The organism is Prevotella amnii CRIS 21A-A (assembly GCF_000177355.1).
Lineage (GTDB): Bacteria > Bacteroidota > Bacteroidia > Bacteroidales > Bacteroidaceae > Prevotella > Prevotella amnii.
Genome location: NZ_ADFQ01000111.1, coordinates 1 through 4,418, shown reverse-complemented (window position 1 = coordinate 4,418; position 4,418 = coordinate 1). Strand labels below are relative to the sequence as shown.

The window sequence follows — 4,418 nt, the reverse complement described above, 5'->3', positions numbered from 1 at the left end:
AAGAACTGCATCTTTTCGTAATTGTCCTTGTCATGGAAATTATTATCTACAGCAGAACGTGTGCTGGCATTCATAACCCTTACCTGTGCCGCCTCCGGCGTAGCGTCGTTGCAGCAGAAGCCCTGACCGTTCACGTAGTCGTCATTGTCCTGACCGTTATAAGGTTGGTCAAACGCCTTGTAGTTATCCTTAATGGATTGTAACTGCTGGTTGTACTTATCCTTGTAGTTAATTGTAAGACCATCAGCTTCTTTGCCTGCATACGGTATTCGTCTTGGGTCTGCGCCATAGCTTGCGAGGTCGCCAAGTTTAGATACGATACGCTGGCTACCCACATAGATGTGCTTCGTATATTTGCCACCTTGCCCTGCCACGAGATATGGGCTGACATAGAGACTGAACCTTGTCGTACCTGTTTTACCACCCGAGAACTCAGAGTTCACATAAATGGCTTCATTCTCGCCTGATGTCTTCACCGTGCGCTCACCATCGGCATCATACCAATAGTTGCTCACAAAGCCGTTTTCATCAGCTGCCAATAGTCTGTTTTCCTCGTCCCACTTATATTTCTGCTCGGTTGCCTTTTCATCCTCCTTGCCGTCACGCTTTACACGAGAGGTATTGATATAGACAAGATTTCCGTTAGCATCATAGATATATTTGTGTCCGTTGTTGATATTCGTACGCTCCGTAGGAGTTTCTTCCGTTCGGTAGTTGATGTCACGAACATTGTCGAGTTGGAACTTCTTGCCCTCTGCGCTACCATAGGTGTAGGCGAGTTCATAGCCTGCGTGGAGCGTGCCACCAAACTGTACGCCCGTCTGTGAGAGGTGTTGCTTCTTACTTGTTATGCGGTGCATATTGTCGTAGCCCATTGCAAGGCTATAAGATGCCGTCTTGTTGTCCGCTCCTGCGTGGCGATACTGCAAACGCTTGTTGTATTCCCGCACGATATTATCCCAGGGCAGGTTGTCGCCAAGTTTAACCCAGCGATTGGACTTGCAAAATCGTGAGAGTAGCTCCTGAAGATCAAACAAATCATGATTACGATATTGAGAGTAGTACTTCATCTTGCTTCTTGTTGTTTTTAACATCCAAAGGTAATCATTTTTTTACAAATTAACCAAACATTAAGAAGTATAAATAATTAATGATTAACGAGTTATATTTAATTAGCAAGACCCTACGTATCTCTTTTCCATTCATAAATATATTCATCTTTTCTATCATCATAGGATGATAATGATTCTATTACTATCTTAATTGAATTATGTTTATAATTAAAAAAGATATTGAGAATATTCCCTTCCAAAATATAACTTATTTTTGAGAGCCTTCCGAATTTAATATATAGCTTTATGTCTTTTATTGTATTGTAGGACAAATAAGATTGTAATATTACAGGACTAAATAAAACATTGAAACGACAATTCAGATTACGAAATGTTACATGGGTGCTATTTTTGTTTATAGAAATCGATATATGATTTGAAACTTCATCACCATTCGGAAGAATGGATTCATAAATGTTTTGCAAATCAGAAATATACTCCTCTAATAGGAATGCATGTTTAACATAAGGAGACAAAAAAGTCTCCTTATGCAGTTTAAATTTAGAATAGAAATTTATGACACGAAAATTAGAGTTCTTGTACACTTTTGTTTTTGCAAAAGAATAAACATAAATATTCTTTTTATAAATTACAGAATCGACCTTATTCCCATCGTCATCGCTTTGCACAAGATGTCTCAACTGTCCTTTAGATGTATAACTCCTAATCTGGACTTCTTTTGTATTGTAATAAAGTTTCCAGACATTTTGAGCTTTATTATCTAGCAGACAAGAACAAAGTAAAATGCAAAAAAACGCTCTTCGAAGCCATAAATTTGAAAATAAAATCATTTTATAGTCCTCCAAAAAATAGTTAATCCATATTGTGCAGTGGAAGTAAGCCTAATTCTTCCCTTATTCTTCATACCTCCATAATTGTATCCTGCAGTTTTTTTCTGCGGAACATTAAATGATCCATTACCAAATTTTTTATTTACAGCATTTTTCCACGATGCATACTCCTTATCACGCATACTCCACCCCATGACGTTCATTTTATACATAAAAGTACCATTTGATGGCTTATTCTGAAACTCCTTAGGAATCATTGCTTGTTCTGCACCATCCCATTGATCTGCTCCATTGCTATAATCTATAGAACCTGGTGTAAATGCATTTATAACAGCGGCATTGGCTGTTTGCATTGCATTTGTTTGTTTGCTTAACGTTGTTCTTCTAAATGCTTTTGCACTCGGAGAGTCTTTACCATACGCTACTTTATTCTTGTTCACATGAACAGAAGCTATTGCAAACATTTCTTCTTTGCTAAATATACCATACCCTATAGAACTTTCTGCATATACAGTTGATGCCAAAGTATTAAGCTCTTTCTGACCAATAGACAATTTAACAGGGTGTTCGAATACATTCACTAGAGAGCCATTCTTGTTTTTTTCTTTACGTACACCAGTTGCTGTATATGCCATATTATCCTGTTTCCCATCACTACCAAGCCATTTACCAGCATCTGTATAATAATCTCCTTGACCATCAGGATCAAATAGATTTATTGGATTATTATGACAATAAGTGTATGCACTTATGTCAATATATTCCTCAGCAAGCGGATCCGCACTCATCCACAAACTCAACCTCGGCTCATAGTATCTCGCACCATAGTAGTACATACCTGTTTCCTCATCAAATTCTTTTGCGTTGAAGAGGTAAGGGGTATTCCATGTGTTGTTGCGTTCTTCAATGAACACCTCACCGAACGGCACATACTCGATGTGCTGCGAAACTTCGCCATCAAGGTTGGTGATGTAGCTACTGCTACCCAAATGGTCGGGATGGTAGTAGAACTGTATCTTTTCGTAATCTTCATTTGGTTTGAAGTTACCATTTGCAGACCTTGTGCGTGCCATTGCACGAGCCTGTTCCGCCTCCGGCGTAGCATCATTGCAACAGAAGCCCTGACCGTTTACATAATCGTCATTGTCCTTACCAGAATAAGGCAAGTCAAACGTTTTGTAATTGTCTTTAATGGATTGTAACTGCTGGTTGTACTTATCCTTGTAGTTAATGGTAAGACCATCAGCTTCATTGCCTGCATACGGTATTCGTCTTGGGTCTGCACCATAAGATGCCAAGTCGCCCAATTTAGAAACGATTCTTTGACTACCGATGTAGATGTGCTTGGTGTACTTACCACCTTGCCCTGCCACGAGGTATGGGCTGACATAGAGCGAGAAGCGTGCTGTACCAGTATTGCCACCTGAGAACTCAGAGTTCACATAAATGGCTTCATTCTCGCCTGATGTCTTCACCGTGCGCTCACCATCGGCATCATACCAATAGTTGCTCACAAAGCCGTTTTCATCAGCTGCCAATAGTCTGTTTTCCTCGTCCCACTTATATTTCTGCTCGGTTGCCTTTTCATCCTCCTTGCCGTCTTTCTTTACACGAGATGTGTTGATATAGACAAGGTTTCCGTTGTCATCATAGGTGTATTTGTGTCCGTTGTTGATGTTCGTGCTGTCCGTAGGAGTTTCTTCCGTGCGGTAGTTGATGTCGCGAACATTGTCGAGTTGGAATTTCTTGCCCTCTGCGCTACCATAGGTATAAGCGAGTTCGTAGCCTGCGTTGAGCGTGCCGTCGAACTGCACACCTGTCTGTGAGAGATGTTGCTTCTTACTCGTGATGCGATGCATGTTGTCGTAGCCCATAGACAACGTATAAGAAGCGGCTTTATTGTCCGTTCCCTTATAAGTACCCGTTGCGCTTGCCAAACGATACAATGGGTCATAAGTATAACTATGGCTCATCTGTCCGCCTGCCTTGCCACTCTGTGGGAGTGGAGCATTGTTCTTAATACCGAGCACGTTGCTCACTGCGTCGTAGCTGTAGGCATTGTCCATAATAATACCTGCCTTAGCATTCACCACGAGGTTCTGCAACCGTCTGCGTGCAGGGTCGTAACTGTAGAACGTTTCCGCTCCGTTGCAATACTTCAGATAAGTGCGTTGCTCAAACTTATCATAGCCAATCTTGTTCACATAATCGTAGCCATAGGACTTGTAACCACGGACGTGGTCTACCTGTCCACCGAGGTTATAGCCGTAGGTTACTTTCTCCTCATCGGGGTAAATCATTTCCAATAGGCGGTTGTGGCTGTCATACTTCCACTGTGTTACGTAGGTTGCCACTGCCTGGTTAGGCACAATCAGCGTGCGCACGGTCTTCAAGACCTCACCCATCCTACCGTAGTAATACTCAATAGCGCCACTGCCGTCCTCACGGAGCATCAATCTGCCGATACGGTTGTAAGAAGAGTTGATACCACCGTAATGGTACTTCACGTTGTTCT

1 protein-coding gene and 1 pseudogene are annotated in these 4,418 nt (G+C 41.5%); both read right to left on the bottom strand.

Features of this window, described 5'->3' with window-relative positions; genetic code table 11:
• Positions 1 to 1,070: pseudogene (locus HMPREF9018_RS10135) on the bottom strand (hypothetical protein); the annotation flags it as partial.
• A gap of 829 nt (positions 1,071 to 1,899) precedes the next feature.
• Positions 1,900 to 4,418 (bottom strand): RHS repeat-associated core domain-containing protein (locus HMPREF9018_RS11340; RefSeq protein ID WP_008451297.1); only part of this gene is annotated, 2,519 nt, incomplete at its 5' end.